This window comes from Streptomyces sp. NPDC096040 (genome assembly GCF_040303265.1).
Lineage (GTDB): Bacteria > Actinomycetota > Actinomycetes > Streptomycetales > Streptomycetaceae > Streptomyces.
This window is the reverse complement of the sequence record NZ_JBEOTA010000022.1, coordinates 135213-157407: the sequence shown is the minus strand read 5'-3', so window position 1 is coordinate 157407 and position 22195 is coordinate 135213. Positions and strand designations below refer to the sequence as shown.

Sequence of the window (22195 nt, the reverse complement as noted above, 5' to 3'; positions counted from 1 at the left end):
GCTGACGTCCCGTCAGCGGGTGAGGGCGTACACGAGCACGCCCTCGCGGTCGGGGCGGCGGGCGAAGCCGGCGCGTTCCATGACGCGTCGGGAGGGGAGGTTGTCCGGTGTGGTCGTGGCGAGGACCGTGTCGACGCCGGGCTGGTGCAGCGCCCAGTGGGCGAGCCCGGCCAGGGCCTCGGTGGCGTAGCCCCGGCCGCGGGCGTCCGGGTGCAGGTCGAAGCCGATCTCGACGCTCCCGTCGTCCGGCGGGCCGTGGAAGCCCATCCCGCCGACGACGAGACCGTCCTCGAGGCGGACGAGGACGTACATGCCCCAGCCGGGGCGGTGGCGGCCGGCCGCGTGGGCACCGGCGAGCAGGCCCGCGGCCTCCTGGGAGCCCTCGCCGGGCGTCCCGCCGAGCCAGTCCAGGCCCGCGGGGCGGCCCTCCCGCAGGTCAGGGGCCTCGGCCGGCAGGACCTCGCGCAGCCGCAGCCGGTCCGTCTCCAGGACCGCCGTCGGGCGTTCGGCGACCTGCCGCCGGCAGGTCGGCTCGTCTCCGGACCAGCCGGTGGCCCGCCAGCCGTCGGGGAGAGCGGCGGAAGCGGGCAGTACGACGAAGCCGTCCTGCGCGTCGAGAGCGATCACATGGGTCACTGGTGCTCCTGAACGGTGCTGCGGGATACGGGTGAAGGGCCGGGGCCCTCGCCGGTGACGGGTGCCACGACGTCGAGGGCGTCGAGGAGGCGGTCGAGCTGTGCGGCGTCGCCGACGGAGATCCGCAGGTGTCCGTGCAGGCCGAAGCGGCCCGCGTCGCGGACGAGGATCCCGTGGTCGTGCTCCAGCAGTCGCTCGGCGCGGGCGGAGTCGGCGACCGGTACGGCGAGGAAGTTGGTCACCGACGGCAGCGCACGGCGGCCGCGCGCGGCGAGGTCGGCACGGAGCTGTTCCCGGGCCGCCTCGTTGCCGCGCTGCACCCGCGCCAGGTGCTCGCGGTCGGCGAGGGCGGCCACGGCCGCGGCCTGCGCGGCCCGGTTGACGCTGAACGGCATGCTGCCCTGGACCTCGCGCAGCCGGGCGACGAGGTCCGCGCTGCCCACCGCGTAGCCGATGCGGAGCCCGGCCAGGCCGTGCGCCTTGGAGAAGGTGCGCAGTGCGAGCAGGGGCGCGTCGGTGTCCAGGTAGTCGAGCACCTGGGGGGTGCCGGGCGGGGCGAAGTCCAGATAGGCCTCGTCCACCACAAGCGGCGTGCCGGTGGCGGCGGCCCGCTCGACGAGCAGGTCGAACATCGCGCGGTCCAGGGCGCCGCCAGTGGGGTTGTGCGGGTTGCACACATACCCGATGCCTGCCTCGCCCAGAGCGTCGGCCAGTGCGGCGACGCCGGGGGCCGTGCCGTCGAGCGGGACCTCCCGGCAGCCGCGGCGTACGTTCTCCAGGCAGATCCGGTAGCCGGGGAAGGTACCGGCGGTGGTCACCCCGGGGCGCTCCCAGGCGCCGAGGGACAGCGCGGTGAGCAGGACGAGTTCGTCGCTGCCGTTGGCGACGGCGACCTGTTCGGGCCGCACGCCGAGCAGGTCGGCGATGGCCCTCATGGGCATGGTGCGCGCGGGGTCGGGATAGGTGCCGGTGCCGTCGACGGCCTCGTGGGCGGCCCGCAGGGCGTGCGGGCTGGGGCCGTAGGGGCTCTCGCTGAGGTGCAGGCGCACGGGCGGGGCGGGCGGGGCTTGCGGGACTGGCGGGGCCTGCGGGACTGGCGGGGCATGTTGGACAGGGGGGGTCTGCGGGACTGGCGGGGTCTGCGCGACAGGCGCGACAGGCGCGACAGGCGGGGCCTGCGGGACAGGCGGGGCGGTCATCGGTCACCGCCGAGCAGGAGGCCGAAGCAGTAGCTGCCGGGCTCCGCCTCCAGGGTGAGGAAGCGGTGTTCGGCTCCGGCGGGGACGCGCAGCAGGGCCGGTGAGGTCAGCTCGTGCCGTTCGCCGTCCACCATGACCTCGATACGGGCGCTGCCGGGGTTGGGTGAGACGAGGAAGTAGACCTCGTCGACCTCGTGGCGGTGCGGGTCGGCGACCGGCCTGCCCACCAGGTGGGCGATGGGTCCGCCGGCCAGCTCGACGGGGACGCCGCCGAACATGTCGGCGGTCAGGTAGAAGGGGGCCGGCTCGTGGTGCCCCGCCACCGGCAGGAACTGCGGGATGTCGGTGCGGATCTCGGCACAGGCCGTACGCGGGGCCTCGGTCGGCGTCTCCGTCGGCGTCTCGGTCGGCGTCTCGGTGGTCATCGGGGGGCCTTTCGTCCGTCGAGGGTGTCGAGGGTGGTGAGGGGGCCGTACGCGGCCAGGTCGCGGGCGGCCACGGTCCGCACGTCCGGTGCGCCGGGGGCGTCGGGGGCGTCGGGGGCGTCGGGGGCGTCGGCGAAGGTGTAGGTGAGGGTTTCGAGGGCCCGGTCCAGAACGGCGACCATGGCGGCGTGGTCGTCCGCCGTGCCCCACAGCACGGCCAACTCGCCGGTGCCGACGCCGGGTTCGAGCCGGGTGCCGGGCAGCACCCGGGTCTCGTAGCCAGCCACGCCGGGCAGGGCGAGCGCCTCGGCGACGCCGTGCACGCCGGTGAGCAGACCGCCCTCGACGGGCGTCGGCACGGCACGGGCGTACACCACCCGGTCCTCGGGCGCGCCGGAGTCCGGGGCGGGGCCGCCCAGGGCCAGCCCGGCGGCCAGGGCAACCGGATCCAGTCCCCCGGCCAGTCGGCCCAGGCCGCTCTGGAAGCCGCCCAGCCTGCCGTTGACCTCGATCAGCCGTGGGCCGGCCGGGGTCAGTTTCACCTCGGTGTGGGTGATCCCGGTGCGCACGCCGAGCGCCTCTACGGCGCGGGCGGCGAGGTCGAGCACGGCCTTCCGCACGTCCGCGGCGAGCGGGGCCGGCCAGAAGTGCCCGACCTCGCGGAAGGGCGGCGCCAGCGGGAACTTGCCGGTGACCGCCCAGTGCGTGACCCGGCCGGCCACGACGGCGCTCTCCACGGAGACGTGGTCGCCGAACGGTCCTTGGCCGGCCCCCGCCAGGTACTCCTCCAGCACCAGGGCGTCCTCGCCGCCTTCGGCCGCCGGGGCCGACAGCAGGCCCTCGGCCAGGGCGGCGCCGGCGGCCGCGTCCCGCACCAGGTGGGTGCTGCGGCTGCCCTCGCCGCGCACCGGCTTGAGGACAGCGGGCAGGCCCACGGCGGCGAGCGCGGGAGCCCAGTCCGCCGGGGTGCGCAGCAGCCGGGAGCGCACCGGGTCCACACCCCGCTCACGCAGCCTGCGCCGCTGCTCGTACTTGTCGGTCAGCAGCCGCACGGTGTCCGCGTCGTGGAAGGTCAGCCCGAGCCGTGCGGCGAGTCCCGCCGTCGCGGCCAGCCTGCGCTCGCTGTAGGTGAGCAGGGCGCTCGGGCGGTGCCCGCGCAGACGGTCGGCCGCGGCGTCCAGGCCGTCCTCGCCGTCGCCGTCGAGGGGGACGACGGGGGCCAGGTCGGCCAGGAGCGGGGCGACCTGCTCGGTGTGCGGGGAGCGGCACACGACGAGGACGACCTCGCCGAGCGGTTCGAGACGGTCCACGATGTCGGCGGGCGCGACGGAGCCGAAGTCGTAGACGACGGCGATGACGGGACGTGGCATGGCCGGTTTCCTCAGAGGTCGGCGTGGTCGGGATCGGGCGCGTGTCCGACCCCGGAGAGCACGGCGGCCAACACGGTCGCCGCCGGGGCAGGCGCCGCCGGGGCAGGCGCCGCCGGACCGGGCACCGCTGGGGCGGTCGTCGACGCAACGGCCGCCGCCGGGGCGGTGCCGGCGGTGTCGGCGCCGCTGGCGGTGTCGGCGCCGAACATGGCCAGCGCCGGTTCCAGGCCGCTGATCTCGGCGGGAATGCGGCGGGCGGCCTCCCAGTCGTCGCGGCCGAGCCGGTACCGGTCGCTGATCACACGCTGCCCGCGCACGGCGTTGACCTGCGTCCCGTCGTGGGAGAAGCCGAACTTGCGGCACACGGCCTGCGAGGCGGCGTTCCCCCGCCGCACCACGGAGAACGCGTCCTGCGCGCCGAGACCGCTGAAGGCGAGCTCCAGGACGGCGGCGCGGGCGTGGCCGCCCAGGCCCAGCCCCTGGTGGCGCAGGCCGAGCCAGGACGTCAGCAGCACCTCGCGGGTCACCGCGAAGTCGCGGGCGCCCAGCGACTGTGAGCCCACGACCTCGCCGTCGTGCACCACGACCAGATACAGAGTCCAGTCCTCAGGACGCCAGTTGGCCATGGCGTTCCAGTGGCGCTGCAGGACACGACGGGCGACGGTGGCGGCGTCGCCGTCGGTCCACTGCGAGAAGAACGGCATGAAGCCGGGCGCGTGCACGCCCTCGGCACCGAGGCCGGCGAGGGCGTCGAGGTCCTGCGGGGTCGGCCAGCGCAGCTCGACGAGCGGGGTGCGCACGGTGATGCCGCTCAGCGGCCAGTTGTCCATCGGGGGTGCCTCCTTGGGCTGCGGCGAGGTGCGGAGGGCGGTCATGCGACGGCGACGGGTGCGGAGTCGGGGCCACCCGCGCCCCCGGATCCGGAGGCGGCTTCGGCGCCCTCCGCGTCGGGCCGGCCCGCGAGATCGGGCAGGTCGGCGCCGGTGGGCAGGGTCCGGCGGAGCGCCGTTCCCACCAGGGCGACGGCCGCGGAGACGGCGACCAGCGAGACGACCAGGGGCAGGCCGTCGGCGAACGGCAGCGTGGCGCCGGCCAGCAGGGGGCCGGCCACCGAGCCGACGGACACGGCGACGGACAGCATGGCGTTGACCCGGCCCCGGGTCCGCTCGTCGGCGAGGTCGTTGAGCAAGGCGGTGACCACCGGAAAGACCAGGGCCTCCCCCACCGACAGCAGCAGGACACCGGCCATCGCGGTGACCGTGGCGGCCGTGCCGTGCTGCCGTCCGGCGAGCAGGACCAGGGCCCAGGCCGCCGCCCACAGGGCGCCGGTGGCGGACAGCACGGTGCTGCGCCGGACGCGCTGGACACGCTCGCCGAGGAGGACCTGGGTGAGTACGGCGACGACGATGTTCACGGCGAAGGTGCCCGACAGCCCCTCCGGCCCGACGGCGCCGTGTGCGGTGAGGTAGCCGGGCAGCCCGGACTTGAGCTGCCCGTACGACACCAGCGAACACAGGGTCAGGGCGGCCAGCAGCACGACGGCCGTCCGCTGTCCGAGCACCTCGCGGTAGCCCACCGGGCCGTGCCCCGACTCGGCGCCGGCGCCGGAAGGCCGGGCCCGGTCCAGCCTCGGCAGCAACAGGAGCAGCGCGGCACCGGCGGCCACGAACGTGCATCCGTCGGCCACGTAGAGGGCCGCGAACCGGGCGGCGCGAGAGCCCGGACCCGAGGCGGCGATCGCTCCGCCCACGAGAACACCGAGTCCGGTCATCGCGTTGAACACGGCGTAGTCGGCGGAGAAGGCGAGCCCGCGTTCCCGGGCCGTCGCGGCACCCGCGTACAGGTACCGCAGGACGGTGCCCACTCCGCTGATGCCGAGCCCGTACACCACCGCGGCGGTCAGCGCGACGGGCGCAGACGTGGCGAAGGCGTACAGGCCGGTGCCGGCGCCCGCCACGCACATCACGAGCGTGACGACGGTACGTGGCGCGAGCCGGTCGAGGACCGCACCCCAGGCCAGCCCACCGACGACCGCGGTGGCCGCCTGAACGGCCAGGGTCGCGGCCGGGATCCAGGAGGCCAGGCCGCGCACCTGGCCCAGGTAGATCCACAGGAAGGGCAGGACCAGGCCGCCGCCGAAGGAGTTGACCGCGTTGACGGCGAGTACGGCCCGGGTGCGCGGGGAGAACTCGCGGACGGCCGCGAAGGGGTTGGCCATCACCGTGCCTCCAGGACGTACAGCCACGAGTGCGGGGTGCCGAAGGGGACCGTGCGCACCGGGTGGAGTCCGGCGCCCGCGAAGAGCTCCTCGTAGGTCTCCCTGGTGTGCAGCGGTACGCCCATCAGCGCGTGGGCGAGTTCGTAGCCGAGGGAGAACACCGGCAGCGTGGCGGAGCCCTCGGCGTCCGGGCGCAGCATGGTGTCGGCGAGCACGAAGGTCCGGGCCGCCGGGAACGCCTCGCGCAGCCGGGTGAACAGGTGCGGCCGGGTCGCGGGGTCGGCGAGCAGGTCGTGCAGCAGGAAGAAGCTCATCACGGTGTCCACCTCGGCGATGGCGTCGCGGTGGGCCTCGCGGTGGCACACGTCGAGGACGTCCGCCTGCACCGCCCGCACCCGGTCGGCCAGGCCGGCCTCGGCGATGGTGCGCCGGCCCAGCTCGGTGGCCGGACCGCTGATGTCCAGGCCCAGGCCGCGGGTGCCGGGACGGGAGCCGACGATCCGGGTGACCCGGGCCGAGATGCCGCTGCCCAGGTCGGCGAGGGTGTGGAAGTCGATGCCGTCGAGGACGTCGTCGAGGGTGCCGGACATGAAGGAGCGGTCGTTCTGGCCCGAGCCGAGTGCGACCATCGCCTCGTCACGCAGCACGTCGGCGCCGAACTCGGCCTCGCCGGTGGCCAGTCGGGCGGCCCGGGAGAAGACGTCGCTGTAGCCGCCGACGGCCCAGGTGAAGTAACCGCGCATACGGATCGTCTCGCGCCCGGCGTCGGTGAGGACGGCGGTGTCGCCGCCGTCCTCCAGCCGCAGCCAGCCGCACACGGCGGCGGCCCGCAGGACCTCGCGGACGATCCGCTCGCGGACCGCGGGCCCGGCGTCGCGGACGAAGTCCGCCACGTCCAGCCGGGGTTGGACGGTCAGGCGGTCCCAGACCCCCAGCCGGTCCAGGGCGTTCACGACGGTGGCGGCGACATAGCCGTTGAACGCCTGGTCGACGCCGATCGGGGCGGGGGCGGCCCCGTACCAGTCGGCGGGCAGGGCGGTGGGCGGGGTGTGCAGGAGTGTCATCGCGATTCCGATCTACGGGAGTTCGGGACGGGTGGGGGCGGGTGCGCGCCGGTTTCCTGGCGCGATCAGACGGACGCGTGCTCGGGCACGGGGCCCGGGCCGGTCACAGACTCGGAAGCCGGTGCGTGCCCGGCCTCGACGGCGGGTGTGCCCTGCGACTCGACGGCCGGCGTCAGCGACGACCCGACGACGGCCGCGCGCCGCGACTCGACGGCCGGTTCGGGTTCGGGCCCGACGACGGGTGCGTCCTGCGGCTCGACTGCCGGTCCGTGCCGCGACTCGACGGCCGATCCGCGTTCGGCTTCGACGGCCGGTTCGGGTTCGGGCCCGACGGCGGGTGTGCCCTGCGGCTCGACTGCCGGTGCCTGCCACGCCTCGACGACCTCCGCGCGCCGCGACTCGACGGCCGGTTCCGGTTCGGGGACCTCGGCTCCGACTAGTCCCACGAGTTCGTCCAGCAACTGCTGGGGGTCGGCCGCGGCGGTCAGTGGTTCGTAGACCGCCAGGGACACGGCCCAGTGGGCCGGGCCGCTCTGGACGCAGCAGCGCACCAGCGGTGCGTCGCGCAGGCGGAGGGGCTGCCTGGCGGCGTCCCGCACCGTCTGCCGCAGTTGGTGCGGGACGCCGTCGGGGGCGGGGACGAGATGGTGGGGACGGGCGGCCGGGGCGGGCAGGGTGCGGGCCTGCCAGCGGCCACCCGGTTCGCTGAAGACGGTGCGCAGGGCCGGGTGCCGGCGCTGCAGTTCGGCGAAGGCGGCGGCCAGCGCGTCGGGGGGCGGCGGCGGGCCGGGCAGAGCCGCCGCGGCGGCCACCGTGTGGTCGCCGGACGAGCCCTGCCGGACCATGTCGTAGAAGAGCCAGCGCTGTTCGTACGGGGTGAGCGGGCGCGTGGCGGTCGAGCCGGCCGGGCCTGCGCCGCCCGGGTCGCGGCGGCGGAAGGGATGGCCGGGGAGCCGGACGCGACGGCCCGGCCGGCCCAGGGTGGTGTCGACGTCGAAGCCGAGGCGCCACAGTTCGGCCAGCAGCCGTGAGCAGGAAGCGCCGTCCGCCGGGTCGAGGACGAGCTCGCCCGGTGTGTCCGGCCGGCCCACCCCGATCCGTACCACTGGCGCGTCAGGGTACGGCACGGCCCGGTCGGCATCGGCGTCGGCGACCGGAAGCGACGCGCCCGCGGCAGCTGGAAGCAACGCGTCCACGGCGGCCGGAAGCGACACGCCCGCGGCGGCGGCCCGCAGCGCCTCGGACAGCGGGACCTCACTACGCATCGCCGCGGCGGCCAGGGCACCCAGCCCCTCACCGCGCACCGCGCGGAACGCCACCCGGCGGGCCCGCAGCCAGGCCGCCACGCCGTACTGCACGGCCACGGTCCGGGCCGCGTCCGTGTCGGCGTCGCCGCCGTCCCGGCACGTGTCCGCGGCCAGGCGCAGGGCGTCGGCCACCTCGGGCAGGTCCACTGCGGCCGTACGACACGGCGATCCGTCGAGGACCAGTACGGGTCCGTCCCCGGCTGTCCGCGCCGGGCAGGTGCCGTCGGCGGACCGCTCGCGCAGCAGCCGGACGAGGTCGTCGGTGCGGTCGGCCACCACGGCGTCCCGGCAGGAGAAGCGTTCCCGGCCGGTCTGCAGGGTGAGGGCGACGTCGTCGGGGCCGGTGCCGGGCGCCTGCTCCAGATGCGCGGCCAGGCGGCGGCGCAGCTCGGCCAGGGACTCGGGGTCGCGGGCGGACAGGGCCAGCACGCGGGGCAGGTCCGCGAGCGTCGTCGGTGGGGTCAGGGGGTCGGCCACGGCCGGTCACACCCTTTCTGGCTGCGGGACGGGGGCTGCCGCCGACGCGGCACGGTGCTGCTGCACCACCACATGGGCGTTGGTGCCGCCGACGCCGAAGGAGCTGACGCCGGCCGTACGCGGCCGGCCCGTCTCCTCGGTCCAGGGGCGGCCCTGGTCCAGCAGGGCCAGCCGGCCGTCCGCGGCGGTCAGTTCGTCGATGGGCTCGCCCACGTTGGGCGTCGCGGGCAGGTGCCCGTGGTGCACGGCGAGTACGGCCTTGATGAGTCCGGCGATGCCGGCGGCGGTGTTGCAGTGCCCCACCGACGCCTTGACCGAGCCCACCGCCACGGGCGGGCCGTCCGGCCCCAGGGCGTCGGCCAGGGCGGTGGCCTCGATGGCGTCGCCGAGGCGGGTTCCGGTGCCGTGGGCCTCGACATAGCCGATGTCGGCGCCGCTGACGCCGGCCGCGGAGAGGGCCTCCCGGATGACCCGGGACTGGCCGTCCACGCCGGGTGCGGAGTAACCGATGCGGGCTCGCCCGTCGTTGTTGACGGCGCTGCCCCGGATCACGGCGTACACCGGGTCGCCGTCGCGTTCGGCGTCGGCGAGGCGGCGCAGCAGCACGGCCCCGGCGCCGAACCCGCCCACGGTTCCGGAGGCGCGCCGGTCGAAGGGCCGGCAGAGGCCGTCGTCTGCGTAGAGGAAGCCGGGGCGGTAGCGGTAGCTGCCGTCGGAGGCCGGGTCGAGTGACACAGCGCCGGCCAGGGCGTAGTCGCTGCTGCCGGTCAGCAGGCTCCGGCAGGCGAGGTGGACCGCGTACAGGCCCGTGGAGCAGGCGGTGTCCAGGAGCAGGGCCTCGCCCCACAGGTCGTGCAGATACGCGAACCGGGAGGCGACGAAGGTGGGGTCGGTGTGGACGACGTCGTCCACCCGGGCCTCGGGGTCGGTGTCGAGAACCTTGGCGCAGCCGGTGTACAGGCTGGTGCGGGAGGCGATCTCGGACAGCCGCACGGAGGCGTCCTCCACGGCCGACCACAGCACCTCGTGCAGCACGCCCTGCTGGGGATCGCCGTCGCGCAGGTCGTCCGCGCCGAAGCCGAGGAAGTCGGCGTCGTAGCGGGCGCCTTCGGCGATCATGCCCCAGCGGGCCACCCGCCGCTGCCCGCCGGGCAGTTCGGTGATCAGCGGGCCGGGCCCCTCGGCGAAGCAGTCCCGCCCGCCGCGCAGGTTGTCCCAGAAGGCGTCCAGGTCCGCGGCGCCGGCGAACCGGGCGGCCATCCCGACGACGGCTATGGCGTCCTCCCTGGCCTCGGGCCGGTGCCGTCCGGCGGGGTGCGCGGCGGCCGCGGACCGTTGCCGTCCGACGGAGGGCGCGGCGGCCGCGGGCGGGGCGGCGCCGTCACCGCCGAGCAGCCGTGTCTGGGCGCGCACCGTGGTGTGGCGCAGCAGGTCGCCGATGGACGGCTTGGTCCCGGTGGCACGGCGCAGCACGGCCTGGAGCCGGACCAGCAGGAGCGAGTGCCCGCCGACGTCGAAGAAATTGTCGTCGGGACCGAAGGCGCGCTCACCCAGCACCTCGCGCCACGCGTCGTGCACCGCGCGGTACAGGTCCGGGCCGCCGGCCGGGTTGTGCTCCCGGGGCGCGGACTCCGATGCGGCCGGAGCAGGCGCGGGGGCGGGAGCGGCCGGAGCGTCGTCCTCCGGACGTGGCAGCCGCCGTCGGTCGATCTTCCCGTTGGCGGTCAGCGGAAGTTCGTCGAGGACGACCAGGTGCGAGGGCACGGCGAAGGCCGGCAGGCAGGCCCGCAGGTGGCGCATGACCTCCGGATGGGCACCGGGGCGGCCGAGCACCGCGTAACCGACGATCTCCTTCTCGTCCCGGTCGTTACGGCGGCTGGTGACGAAGGCGGCGGTCACGTCGGCGTGGGCGCGCAGCGCGGACTCGACCTCGCCCAGTTCGACCCGCTGGCTCCTGATCTTGATCTGGTTGTCGGCCCGCCCGATGAACTCGAGCTGCCCGTCCGCGGTCCGGCGCACCCGGTCCCCGGTGCGGTAGAGCCGGCCGCCCGGCTCGGTGGTGAACGGGTCGGTCACGAACCGCTCGGCCGTACGGACCGGGTCGCCGAGGTACCCGAGCGCCACGCCCGTTCCGCCGAGGACCAGCTCCCCGGGCATGTACGGCGGCGCCGGGACCAGGGTCCCCTCGAAGACGACGTACGCGGTGGTGCCCGGCACCGGTGCGCCGATGGGCAGGGTGCGGGCCGCCTCGGGCACTTCCTCGACGGGGCACCACGTGGAGGTGAAGGAGTTCTCCGTGGGGCCGTAGCTGTGCAGCAGGGTGCCCGGCCGGGCCCAGCGCAGCGCCTTGCGCAGATGCGGTACGGAGACGAGCTCGCCGCCGAAGTACACCCGGCGCAGCGTCTGGAGCAGGTCGGGCGCGTCCTCGATGATGCGGTTGAGCAGTGGTGTGGTGACCAGCAGCGTGGTGACACCGAGGTCGCGGACGGCGGTGCGCAGAGCGGGCGGGTCGAGGACGAGTTCCTTGTCCAGCACGGCCAGGCGGGCTCCGTGCGTCAGGGCGCCCCAGATCTCGTATGTGGCGCCGTCGAAGTTGAGCGGCGACAGGTGCGAGACGGTGTCGTCGGGGCCGAGCGGCAGGAAGTCCGGCCGGTGCATGAGCCGCAGCACACCGCCGTGGTGCAGCAGGACGCCCTTGGGCCGGCCGGTGGAGCCGGAGGTGTACAGCACGTTGAACGCGCTGTCCGGCCGCAGCTCGACGGCGGGCGGCAGCGTCGGCAGCGCGCCGGCGGCACGGTCGATGTCCTGCGGGCTGTGCACGGGCAGGCCGTCCGGTGCCCGGCCGGTCTCGGGCGCCTCGGCGATCAGCAGCCGGGGCCGGGCGTCGTCGAGGACGAGCCGGAGCCGGGCGTCGGGATAGCCGGGGTCGAGCGGCAGATAGGCCGCCCCGGCCATGGCGGCGGCCAGCATCGCCGTGACGGTGTGCGGGCCGGGCCGCAGCAGCAGCGCCACCAGGTCGCCCTCGCGGACGCCGCCTTCACTCCTGAGCCAGTGCGCCTGCCGAGCCGCGGCCTCGACCAGGGCGCGGTAGGTGAGAGTCCGCTCACCGTGCACGACGGCCACGGCACCGGGATCATGCCGGGCGGCCCGCAGTACCAGTTCAGGCACGCTGGAGGCGGCTACGACGCTGTCCTCGGGGGCTGCCACGGGGCCGCTCTCGGGAGCTGCCACCGGGCCGCTCTCGGGGACTGCCACAGGGCCGCTCTCGGGGACTACGTCCGCGCCGCCACCGGCGACCACACCCGGGCCGCTCTCGGGGACCACGCCCGTACCGCCACCGGCGACCACACCCGAGCCGCTCTCGGGCACCACACCCGCGCCACCACCGGCGACCACACCCGAGCCGCTCTCGGGCACCACACCCGCGCCACCACCGGCGACCACACCCGAGCCGCTCTCAGGCACCACACCCGCGCCACCCTCGCGGGCCGCTTCCGCGCCCTCCGCTCCAGGCGCGTCGGCCCCGAGTCCGCAGCCGTCCTGCGCGGAGCCTGTCGCCGTGGCGGGTGCCGGGGCGGCCGCAAGTCCGGCCAGCAGGTCCCGGCAGCGGACGCCGGGGCGTTCGACGGCGGCGAGCAGCCCTTCCAGCTGATGGACCATCAGATCGGCCGAGGCCTCCGCGTACAGGGCCGTGTCGTAGTCGATCCGCAGGACCAGCCGGTCCGGGTACTCCAGCGCGGCCACGGCGAGGTCGTACTTGGCCGACGCGGTGTCGAGATGCAGCATGCGGACCGTGGCACCGGGCACCTCCTGGGCGGCCTCGGTACGGGGCTGGTGCAGGAACACCGACGTGTACGCCGGTGCCGTGCCCGGGGCCGGGGGCCCGACGGCGGCCAGTGCCTCCATCGAGTCCAGCACCTGCTCGCCGAGGCGCCCCGCGTGGTCACCGAACTCCTCGTCGGCAAGGGCACGGCTACGGATCGGCAGGACCCGGGTGAACAGGCCCACGGCGTCCTCGGTGCCCGGCTCGTCCCGCCCGGCGAACGGCATGCCGAGGACACCGTCCCACTCGCCGGACCACCCGTGCAGCAGCAGGCTCCAGGCGGCCAGTAGCACGGTCGCGGGTGTGACGCCGTGCCGGACGGCGATGCTCCGCACGGCGTCGAGCCGTTCGGCGGGAAGGGTGCGCTCCACCGCTCCCGCGGCCCCCCGCAGCCGGTCGTCCGCGCGCACCAGGTCGGGCAGCGGCCCGAGCGTGACGGGCTCGTCCGCGAGCAGGTCCTGCCAGTACGCGGCCGGCGCGGACCCGGACTCTCCGTCGGCCGACGGCGGCGCCGGCGTGACGCGTGCCTGTACCTGTGCCTGTGCCTGTACCTGTGCCTGTGCCTGCGCCACGGGGGCGGGGACAGTGCACGGCGCACCGGAGGTACGGGCGCGGTAGGCGGCGAGCACATCCGCCGCGACGACCTCCATGGTCCGGCCGTCGGCCACCATGTGATGCACCGTCAGCACCACCAGGGCGCCGTCGTCGTACTCCAGCACCTCGGCACGCAGCAGGGGCGCCGTGCCCGGGTCCAGGGGACGCTGTGCCGCCCGGACGGCTTCCTGCCGCGCACCGTCCGCACGGCAGGACCCGGCCCGCCGGGGCGACATGCCCAGCGGGGGCGGCTCCGCCGGTTCCGGGAGGAACCGCAGCTCCCCGTCCTCGCTGTCGAACCGGCCGGCCAGCGCGGGCCGCCGGGCCAGCAGGTCGCCGAGCGCCAGGCGCAGCACCGCCGTGTCCAGGGCACCGACGAACTCCAGGGCCACCGGCACGTTGTAGCGGCCGGACTCCGGCTCGCAGCGGTCGGCGAGCCAGATCTCCGTCTGGGCGGCCGACACCGGCAGCCCGGGGATCCGGGCGGTCACGGGCGCTTCTCCCCGGCCACGCCGGACGCTCCCACCACGACGGCCTCTTCAGGGACCGGGTCGGCCGCGAGGGCCTCGGCCAGCCCGCGGACCGTGGGGTTGCGGAACAGCAGCCGCACCGGTATCCGTCGGCCCAGCGCGGCGCCGAGGTCCCTGACGGCCTGCAGAGCGCTCAGGGAATGGCCGCCGACCTGGAAGAAGTGGTCCTCGTCGGTGAATTCGTCGTGGCCGAGCGCCTCGGCCCAGGCCTGGTGCACCAGTGCGCCGAGTTCACCGGCGCCGCGTGCTGCGGATTCGGTCGCCATAACGGCAGTCGTGTCCTTCCGTCGTTGGTCCTGGCCGCGTCGGCGGGGCCCGGGCGGGGGCCGCCGTCCGTCCATCAGGCGGATGCGGTTCGGGCGGATACTGCTCAGGCGGATGTCTGCTCGTCGGGTACGAACGCCCGGTAGGTTTCATCCACGGAGTCCCAGAGCCTGGGGAAGAGGCTGCGCTCGGCCATCGCGCGGACGCCCGCGGTCGACTCGCCGCGCAGACTCTTGGGCAGGCCCTCCCGGTTCTTCCTGCTGCTCGGCGGCGGCGCGGTCTCGGGGTGACCGCCGAGCTGGGACCACACCATGCGCAGGTGATGGTGCTTCCACGCGGCGACGGCGGCGTCCAGCCGGAGCAATGCCTGCCGCACCAGGGCCAGGTCGGGGGCCCGGTCCTCACGGGACGGCGAGGTCCCGCGGGCCTGCGCGGCGATGAGCCGCCGCATGTCGAGGCCCTCACGGCTGACGGCGGCCGCCGTCTCCTCCCACAGCGCCACGGCCGCGCGGCGCAGGTTACGGGCCCCGGGCGAGTCGAGTCCGGTGGTGTTCTCCGGGAACGTCTCCCGCATCAGCAGCAGGTTCTGCTGCGGCAGGAAGTCCTGGAGCACCTGGACCGCACGGACGGGTACGTCGCCCATGGCGGCCGCGCGTTCCAGGAGCCCGGCGGCGAGGAGGTAGTCGCGCTCGCGCAGCGCGGCGGCGGCGCGGCGCATCTCGTAGTGCATCTCGCACCAGGCGTACTCGGTGATCAGATGCACCGTCTGGAAAAGCCGTTGGTCCGGGTGGACGAGGGCGTCCTCCGGCAGCAGCGCCGAGAGAGCGGCGGTGAGCCGGGTGTCCTGCTCGTAGTTGCTGCCGCGGTCGTACTCGTAGACGAAGAGGCGGTTGCTCTCCTCGGGGTTCATCACCCGGCGGGGTGCTCCCGGCCTCCCGGTCTGGGCTCGCTTGCTCATCGTGGTGGTGCCTCCTGGCGGGGTGTTCCGGCGGGCTCGGGGCGGCTCGCCGGGTCAGCTCACGAGGGCGCCGTGCCGGTCCGCGGCGGGGAACAGCCGGTTGCCCAGGACCTCCGCCAGGTAGGGCACGCCCTCGGTGTATCCGGTGCCGGTGCGCTCGCCGATCATCCGTACGGCCAGGCGGTAGTGGGTCTGCTTCCAGCGCTGGTGCGTCGACTCCAGCCGGTCGGCCGCCGCCCTGAGCGCGGCGTCGCCGGCGGCGTCCAGACGGTGCTCGGCGATCAGGTCGTGCCAGGTCCCCTGGACGGTGGGCTGTCCGCCGACGACTCGCTCACGTACCTCGGGCACGGAGGTGTAGGCGGGCGAGGCGAGCCGGGCCAGGTGCGGGGTGGAGCACAGCGACTCGAAGGTCTTGTAGCCGGCGGACTGGATGGCGCTCGCCCCTTCGGTGAACTCCCTGAAGGTACGGAAGGCTTCGGGCCGCATGGTCGCCAGCAGGGAGAAGAGGGGCAGGGATTCCTTGAGGGTGTCGGCCACCGTGCCGACGTGGTCGGCGGCCTCCTGCGGCCGGTCGTCGGCGAGCCGCCGCACCGCCGTGGCCAGGGCGGCCGACATGAAGGTGAACGTCGTCTCGAAGGACTGCAGGGTGCGCAGGAACAGGTACTCGTCGTGCAGGACACACACCGGCTGGATGCTCGCCGAGAGCACCAGCGCCTGGTGCGGCGTGGCCGCCCGCAGGACGTCCGCGGCCAGCGGTCCGCCGGGGGTGCGTCCCGGTACGGCGGCCACCGCCGCGGCGTCCACGGTTCCGGGGGGCAGCACCCGCAGGGCGGCGGGCTCCATCACCCGTACCGCCAACCGCGTCCGCTTCCCCACCAGTTCGGGCTGCGGAGGCATGCCGTGCGGGTCGGCCGGGGTGTCGCTCAGCGCCTGCTGCTCGAAGCGGATCAGGTCGGCGAGCAGAAGCAGCAGCATCTCGTCGCGTGCGCGGCGTGCCTCGTGCCAGTCGGCAGGAGCGGGCGGGGCCAGCAGTGAAAGGGCGGTGTAACTGGGGTAGTCGTAGCGGCTGTCGTGTTTGTCGAGGACGACGTCGAGGAATTCACGCAGAGTGGCAGGGCTGTCGTCTGGCCTGGCCGGGAACGGCTGTTTCGACCGGGCGGTGAGGACATCGCGGATCTCGGCGAGCCGGTCCAGCAGTTCGGCGGACAGGAAGTGCTTGCCCACCGACCGCAGGTGGCCGAGAACGGCGGCGTAGGGGAATTCGGCCGCCTCGCCGGCGACCGCCCAGGTGTCCAACTGCTCGAGGACTGCGGCGACGGCCGGGGGTGTGACCGGCGGAAGGACCTGCAGAGCGGTTTCCGTGGAACTCATTGGGAAATCCAGGACGTCAATATGCGGCGTGCTTTCATCACCTGTTGCCAGAGGATGCGAGCGGGCATGGATGAGCCTTCTCTCGGTGACGACCGGCAGGGATCGGAGCCGTATGACGACGGCCGTTCGGGCTTCCGCGGCATTTCGCCTTTCGTCACGGAACCGACCGCATCACGCTTCCGACGGAAATACTCCGCCGCTCGACCGAAACTCCCAAGTCACCGGTATCCGGTCACTCCCACCCGGTCACGAGACCACGTGACTTGACCACACCACACAAAGAAAAAGGAACTGACCCCACCCGAGGAACCACAACCGCCTGCGACCTGCCGCTGCTGGAGGTGTCTCCACATGACCGGCTCGGCGTGTGGCTCGGCCTCGGATCGTGCGGCAGTCGGGGACGGAGAACCACGGGGTCACACCGTCGCCGCCGGCGAGCGTGCCTCGCCGGCGGTCACCAGGCTTGTCCAGTTCGGCTTCCGCCCCGGCCCGCGGCGCCGGGGCTCGCGGTGCGCTCTCGCCCGGCTCTCGGCTCTGAAGGGCGAAAGACCTCTGGTGGAGGAAGCGCCGGCGGACTCCTCGGCACCCTCGCCGGGATTCACCGCCCTTGCGGCGACCAGCCCGCGGAGTTTCGACCGCAGTCGAAACTACGAGCTCACGGGGCCCGCGGACTGGTCACCCATGGCCATCGAGCCCCCTGTCGGATTCGAACCGACGGCCTACGCATTACAAGTTGTCCGATCTTGGTCCGGGGGTGTCCACAGTCGTCCGCCGGAGGTGGATGACCCCTGGTCAGCCGCACGCTCCGATCACGACAGACGGCAGCAGACGTCACCGGACTCCGGGCAGATTGAGACCATGACTGAGACCGCCACAGGCGTAGATCCGCTGACGCAACCAAGGCCGACGAGTCTTCAGCGGCTCCGGCCAGCCGATCGAGTGGGCAGATTTACAGACCGCACGTTGCAGCCTATCGATCTGAGGTTTCTACCCACCGAGGTCTTTCTGCCGCTCGGGTAGCCCACAGGTGCAGGAGAGGTTGAATGCGACTGCGCTCAACTTAGGCCTCGCCGAACTTGTTCAGCAAACCGCCGGAAATTGGCATCTTGATCGCCAAGGGCAAGATCGAGTGCCGTGTGCGTCTCGGAGGTCTCGGGCTCTGAAAGTGCCAGGATGCGTAGCGCAGCACGTCTAACTTCTTGACGCCCCGTGCCTGTGGAACTACCGCTGTCGCCGCGAGCGAGTTCCACCAACAGGACGTGATAGTCGGTGTCCTCCAACAACCGCTCGGCCAAGCCCTTCAAGGCCTCGAGGCGTACTTCCTCATACCGGTCACCACGAGCAAGGCCGAACAGCAGGGTGCCGACTTCACCATCCTCCGGCCACCGCTCGACCAACACCCTCAACGCATCAAGACGCACGTCCACATCCCGGTCACCACGAGCAAGGCCGAACAGCAGGGTGCGGACTTCACCATCCTCCGGCCACCGCTCGACCAACACCCTCAACGCATCAAGACGCACCTCCACATCCCGGTCACCACGAGCAAGGCCGAACAGCAGGATGCGGACTTCACCATCCTCCGGCCACCGCTCGACCAACACCTCCAGCGCATCAAGACGCACCTCCACATTCCGGTCACCACGAGCAAGGCCGAACAGCAGGATGCGGACTTCACCATCCTCCGGCCACCGCTCGACCAACACCCTCAACGCATCAAGACGCACTCCGCCGTCCCCGTCACCACGAGCAAGGCCGAACAGCAGGGTGCCGACTTCACCATCCTCCGGCCACCGCTCGACCAACACCCTCAACGCATCAAGACGCACCTCCTCATCCCGGTCACCACGAGCAAGGCCGAACAGCAGGGTGCCGACTTCACCATCCTCCGGCCACCGCTCGACCAACACCCTCAACGCGCCACGACGCTCGTACCTCGCTGAGTCGCTGCTCCGGGCAATATCGAGCAGTAGCCGGCGGGCTTCACCGTCGTCCGGCCACCGCTCGACCAACACCCTCAATGCATCAAGACGCACTCCGCCGTCCCCGTCACCACGAACAAGACCGAGCAGCAAAACGCGGACTTCCTCATCTGCTGGCCACCGCTCGACCAACATCTGAAGCGCTATAGAAGGCGGGAAACCATCTGAGTCGCTGCTCCGGGCAACGTTGAACAACAGAGCACGGACATCTTCATGATCCGGCCAATGCTCGACCAACGCCGCAAGGGCTGTACGACGCAAGAATGTTGGCACACCATGACTCCAGAAGATATCCACCAGCAAAGTGCGAATCTCGCCAGTATCCGACCATTGCTCGGCCGCCAACTTCAATACATCTATGCGAAGGGCGTAGTCGTCGCCGCTCCGAGCAGTATCAAATACTAGAGAACGAAGTGCGTCGTCCTCCGGCCATTTCTCGATCAACACCTTCACTGCACCGCGGCGGAGGGTCCTTTCCGAATCGCCGTTCCGAGCGGTATCAAATAGTAGAGAATGGACTTCGTCGTCCTCTGGCCACCGTTCGGCCAGCAACTCAAGGAAACGAAGCTGCGCGTGCGGTTCTTCGTCGTTGCAAGCCAAATCAAACAACAAAGCACGGATCTCATCATCTGCCGGCCACCGTTCGGCGAGCGCAGAAGCGAAAACTCCTCGATCGTAAGGGTGGTGCGAGATGGAAGCGAGACGCCGAAGTTCATCGCGGTCTGGATGCAATCTGCACACTATGTGAGGGGTGTCGACGCTCGGAGAGAACTGCCCACGAGTTCGGAACCAGGCCAAAAACGGTTCGCGCCCAGCCCAGTATGAACTGAATGACTCAATGGCGGGATATGCGGCCACCAGGACATTTTCCGCCAGGGAGTTCAGAAATATCGTAGCGGCCCGGATGGCTCGCACACTCTGATTCTTCAGCAACCCGATTTTAGGAACTTCGGCAAGGGCGCGAATGGCGAGGACCAGCAGAGAAGCATCTGCACGGATACGCCGAACATCGTGAGCAGAAATCAAGCGATCGATAGCATCCGCAGCGTCGACGGGTTCAAGCTGACTAATGAGAAGCAGGAGCACTTCATGCCAAGCCGGGTCGCTTGCATGAGGAACGATGACATCATCTAGAAGCTCCTGAGGGGTCCATGCTCTCGCCCGGGTGTACCGGGTGTGTATATCCGCAGCGGCGAGGTGCTCAAGGAAAGCTCGATGGACGAACCCATATACCTCACCGCCATAACGAGCAAGAATGAAGTTTCTTTCGCGTAGCTGTGAAAGTAGGGCACGTGCACCATTCCTAGCCGGAGCGGGCGGAAGGCCGTAGTCCTGCAGATGGCTGCACAACAACTTCTCAAGGTCTTGCCCGTGGATATGGTTACCAGCTATGCCAGCCGCACCATCCTGCATCGCGCGGGCCAGCATCATCAGCACCTCGCCCCGGTCCAGGCCATCAAGGACGTCCTTAATGGCCTGGGGCAGGTCCGCTTGCAAGTGCTTAGCTTGCTGATCCCATTGGGCGGTAAGGACCGTGACGGCTTGGCGGTATACACCGAGACGATCTTTGGGTAGGGGCTGGCGGCGCCCTACAATGGCCAGGATAGTCAAGAGCAGCGGATTTCCTGATAGCTCTCTGACTGGACGCGAATCGCGCACGGCGTTCTGCAACCGCTCAGCCAGTTGAGAAGCCAGTTCGGCGTCCCCAGGGCTAGAGAGGCTGTACCAGCGCCTAGTGAAAGTCGCGATTTGGTCTCGATTGAGATCTTGCAACATGTAATGGGCGAAACCGGCCCCGTCGAGAACGTGGCGCTTGTAACCAATGAGTCGAGAAGTCACCACAACGCGGGCCGAAGGCCATCGAGCAGCAAACCCGGCAATCTGCTCGGAGGTAGCTTGGCGGAGTTTGGGATCAAAAACCTCATCAAGGCCATCGAAGACAACAACAGCGCGACCGGTACGGAGCAGGTTCTGTAGAATCGCTGGCGGCACAGACAGACCAGCTTGAATTTGACGGTGCGCAAGGAACTCTTCGAAGGTCCGGTGGATCCATTGAGCATCGGCATATTGTCGCAATTCGACAATTACGCCCACTCTATTTTTCAGGCCCTTGCGACTACTACCGCGAGGCCGTGGGGCAGCCAAGGAGAGAGCCAGGTACTTGGCCAGTGTGGACTTACCGGCACCAGGATCGCCTAGAATCACGGTCTTGGGCGCATTTTCTTCGTCGAGTACCTGCAGGACGTTACGCACCGGGCGCTGAGCGTAGGCGTCCTGCAGTCGCTTCAAGGACTCTATGGCACCGCTCGGTAGATGGTCAGGGTTTGGCAACTCGTCTGATTCCACCAAGCGCCGAACCAGTTCGCGTGGCAACTCTACGGGCGGGGGATCAGCACGCACTCCCGGCTCAACAAAGACCTCCCGCAGCCGAATCGCGGGATGGCGGCCCTGGTCATCGAGCGGCAGCAGAACCTCTAGGTCCAAGTGCCCCCACGCCTCTCGGACACGCTGCTCGTACGCTGCGAGAGCCGCCTCAGTCTGTTGCGGACTCGGCTCCTGATGCTTGGAGGAATCCGACGCAGCGTGCTCCAAAGCCCTTACCAAGGAGGTGTGTTCGGCCTTCCAGGTGCTCAAGTCATAGAGGTGGACGGCTGCGGGAGCCTGCACGTTACGCGCGTGAAGTTGGCAGGCCTGAACGTAGGCGAGCAATACTTCCCAGTCAGGTGCCTTAGCTGTGCCTCCTGACAGAATCCGACTTACCGCGTTAGCGGTCAGATGGCGTCCCCCGCTCGCCTTACGCGCTAGGTGCGCGGACGCCGTCACGATGTCAGCATTTTTGGCGCCTGAGGCATCTCGCAGATCCCGAAGGCGGCGTGCGAAGGCCTCGCGTGCCGCTTCGACCGAGTTGTACTCGCCGCTCTTGGTCACCGTCTGTCCCCCAGGCCCTCTACGTACCGTGTTGTACCCACGCGGCACCTCAGGTTAGGCCCCAACCTGCAGTGATGGCAGGCAAATCCCAATCACTCACGCTTCTATGACCGCAGGACATGGCTCGCCGCACGCTTAGCGGCACAACCTCACCGCTACTCACTGGGAGCCAGCCCATGACCACTGCACTCGCCACCTTCGTGACCACACTCGGTCCCATCGGGGTCCTTGCCATGGCGGTCTTCCTACTGCTCTTCGTTGGCGTTGTCCTGCCAGCGGTCTGGTCCCGCCATGCCTACCGTCGCTCGGCTGCCCAGCAGATCCTGACTGCCCTCATCGACGCTCTCTTCCGCGCACTGCGCCGTCTGTGGCCACTACGTTGACCACAGACCGTCGCATATCTAGGTGCACTAGTACTCCAGCAGAACTTTGACGTTTTCCCTGGTCAGGGGCGGCTTGGGTGAGTGTAGGGGGCTGATTGGCGGCCCGTGTTCTCTTTCCCGGGCCGCCCCTCGGCCGAATACGTCGGACACCACACCCCCGACCGCCTCCAGCGGCTCCTCAATGGCGCCCGCTGGAACGCCGACGAGCTCCGCGACGACCTCCAGCACTATGTAGCCGAACGGCTCGGCGAGCCCGACGGCATCCTCATCCTCGACGACACCGGCTTCCTCAAGAAGGGCACCACCTCGGCCGGAGTCCAGCGCCAGTACTCCGGCACCGCCGGCCGCACCGAGAACTGCCAGGTCGGCGTTTTCGCCGCCTACGCCACCACACGCGGACGCGCCCTGGTGGACCGCGAGTTGTATCTGCCCAAGTCCTGGACCGACGACCGCGACCGCTGCCGCGCCGCCCACATCCCTGACGAGCGGGTCTTCGCCACCAAGCCCGACCTGGCCAGGGTCATGGTGCTGCGGGCGATCAACCTCACCGCTGCCGATCGCGTGGGTGACCGCGGACGCCGCCTACGGCCAGGAGTGGCGGCTGCGCCGCATGCTGAGGGAAGGTTCTACTGCTCGTGCAGCGTCGGTTTTCAAGACCGCGACTCG

The 22195-nt window shown here is 71.5% G+C and carries 14 protein-coding genes and 1 pseudogene; 2 read left to right on the top strand and 13 right to left on the bottom strand.

What is annotated here, in order from left to right; translation table 11 throughout:
* Positions 1-12: 12 nt before the first annotated feature.
* The 13 genes from ABTY98_RS28615 to ABTY98_RS28555 all read right to left on the bottom strand — a co-directional run bounded on the left by ABTY98_RS28615 (position 13) and on the right by ABTY98_RS28555 (position 20507).
* Positions 13-636, bottom strand: coding sequence for a GNAT family N-acetyltransferase (locus ABTY98_RS28615; RefSeq protein WP_352223890.1), 624 nt, complete (start codon positions 634-636; stop codon positions 13-15).
* On the bottom strand, positions 633-1685 hold the full coding sequence (locus ABTY98_RS28610) for a pyridoxal phosphate-dependent aminotransferase (protein WP_352223889.1): 1053 nt from the start codon (positions 1683-1685) through the stop codon (positions 633-635). The genes ABTY98_RS28615 and ABTY98_RS28610 overlap by 4 nt, the downstream gene beginning before the upstream one ends.
* Positions 1686-1831: 146 nt before the next feature.
* Positions 1832-2260, bottom strand: coding sequence for a cupin domain-containing protein (locus ABTY98_RS28605; protein ID WP_352223888.1), 429 nt, complete (start codon positions 2258-2260; stop codon positions 1832-1834).
* Entirely contained in the window at positions 2257-3630 is a 1374-nt protein-coding gene (locus ABTY98_RS28600) for an ATP-grasp domain-containing protein (protein WP_352223887.1), read from the bottom strand. The genes ABTY98_RS28605 and ABTY98_RS28600 overlap by 4 nt, the downstream gene beginning before the upstream one ends.
* A gap of 11 nt (positions 3631-3641) precedes the next feature.
* Positions 3642-4505, bottom strand: a complete 864-nt coding sequence (locus tag ABTY98_RS28595; protein WP_352223886.1) for a GNAT family N-acetyltransferase — start codon at positions 4503-4505, stop codon at positions 3642-3644.
* On the bottom strand, positions 4502-5848 hold the full coding sequence (locus ABTY98_RS28590; protein WP_352223885.1) for an MFS transporter: 1347 nt from the start codon (positions 5846-5848) through the stop codon (positions 4502-4504). Before ABTY98_RS28590 ends, ABTY98_RS28595 begins: the two co-directional genes overlap by 4 nt.
* A complete protein-coding gene (locus ABTY98_RS28585; RefSeq protein WP_352223884.1) occupies positions 5848-6912 on the bottom strand; it encodes a methyltransferase in 1065 nt (354 codons plus the stop codon). The genes ABTY98_RS28590 and ABTY98_RS28585 overlap by 1 nt, the downstream gene beginning before the upstream one ends.
* Positions 6913-6977: 65 nt before the next feature.
* Positions 6978-8696, bottom strand: a complete 1719-nt coding sequence (locus tag ABTY98_RS28580) for a CurL C-terminal domain-containing protein (protein WP_352223883.1) — start codon at positions 8694-8696, stop codon at positions 6978-6980.
* 6 nt (positions 8697-8702) lie between these two features.
* Positions 8703-13604: a non-ribosomal peptide synthetase gene (locus ABTY98_RS28575; protein ID WP_352223882.1), complete on the bottom strand. Its 4902-nt coding sequence runs from the start codon at positions 13602-13604 to the stop codon at positions 8703-8705.
* Positions 13601-13909, bottom strand: coding sequence for an acyl carrier protein (locus tag ABTY98_RS28570; protein ID WP_352223881.1), 309 nt, complete (start codon positions 13907-13909; stop codon positions 13601-13603). The genes ABTY98_RS28575 and ABTY98_RS28570 overlap by 4 nt, the downstream gene beginning before the upstream one ends.
* A gap of 104 nt (positions 13910-14013) precedes the next feature.
* Positions 14014-14865, bottom strand: coding sequence for a hypothetical protein (locus tag ABTY98_RS28565; RefSeq protein WP_352223879.1), 852 nt, complete (start codon positions 14863-14865; stop codon positions 14014-14016).
* A gap of 54 nt (positions 14866-14919) precedes the next feature.
* Complete coding sequence (locus ABTY98_RS28560) at positions 14920-16236, bottom strand: tryptophan 2,3-dioxygenase (RefSeq protein ID WP_352223878.1); 1317 nt, start codon at positions 16234-16236, stop codon at positions 14920-14922.
* 1055 nt (positions 16237-17291) lie between these two features.
* Complete coding sequence (locus tag ABTY98_RS28555; RefSeq protein WP_352223877.1) at positions 17292-20507, bottom strand: NACHT domain-containing protein; 3216 nt, start codon at positions 20505-20507, stop codon at positions 17292-17294.
* An 815-nt stretch (positions 20508-21322) separates the two neighbouring features.
* Between ABTY98_RS28555 and ABTY98_RS28550 the strand changes: the two genes are divergently transcribed.
* Positions 21323-21529: a hypothetical protein gene (locus ABTY98_RS28550; RefSeq protein WP_352223876.1), complete on the top strand. Its 207-nt coding sequence runs from the start codon at positions 21323-21325 to the stop codon at positions 21527-21529.
* 132 nt (positions 21530-21661) lie between these two features.
* Positions 21662-22151: pseudogene (locus tag ABTY98_RS28545) on the top strand (IS701 family transposase); the annotation flags it as partial.
* Positions 22152-22195: the final 44 nt, after the last annotated feature.